The organism is Nostoc sp. UIC 10607, from assembly GCF_047228265.1.
GTDB lineage: Bacteria > Cyanobacteriota > Cyanobacteriia > Cyanobacteriales > Nostocaceae > Nostoc > Nostoc foliaceum_A.
Window position 1 is genome coordinate 1 of record NZ_JBIQNW010000231.1, and the last position, 584, is coordinate 584.

The window sequence follows — 584 nt, forward strand, 5'->3', positions numbered from 1 at the left end:
TATCATTTTCAATAAGACTATTTTGAGTATTTTAACTGGTTGACAAAATGCACTTTATCTTAACCTCTCACGGATGACCTCAAACTATCAAAGATATCGAGAATATGCAGCTTGGGCTGCAACTTTTAGAATATACAATTAATGCTATTCGCAGTCGTATAGAAATAGAGAAAGCAGAACGCGATCGCAATTTTCAAGAGCTAGTAGCAGTTGCTGGTTCGGCTATAGCAACAGTATCTCTGCTACAATCTCCTGCAAAAGATTTTTGTATTCAAGGAAGCAGAAAGGATATTTTTCCTAAAATTCCTTACTTTTGTGATTACCCTTTCAGTTTTAGCCTTGCGTTCGCATTCATCGTTGGTTTTATAGTTTGGAGGCTGAGAAAAATATTACTATAGTCAGATCAGATGACGATAGGAAAGCCAACACTAAACCTGAAACATTGATAACTACTGTTATGGGAAACTGTCCGGTTATGGCGGCTTTTTAAGGACAGTTAGTTCACTTAGATTTGTAAACATTTTCAACAATTCACCTCAGTACCAAGATTGAGAAGCATTCTAGTGACACGCTAGCCAGATTTT

The 584-nt window shown here is 36.6% G+C and carries 1 protein-coding gene; it reads left to right on the forward strand.

The window, feature by feature from the left end:
* Positions 1–104 precede the first annotated feature (104 nt).
* Entirely contained in the window at positions 105–398 is a 294-nt protein-coding gene (locus ACEYW6_RS36545) for a hypothetical protein (RefSeq protein WP_412983660.1), read from the forward strand.
* Positions 399–584: the final 186 nt, after the last annotated feature.

Excerpts from the sequence above, each read along its gene's own strand:
- ACEYW6_RS36545 (WP_412983660.1), top strand. The coding sequence starts at position 105 with ATGCAGCTTGGGCTGCAACTTTTAGAATATACAATTAATGCTATTCGC.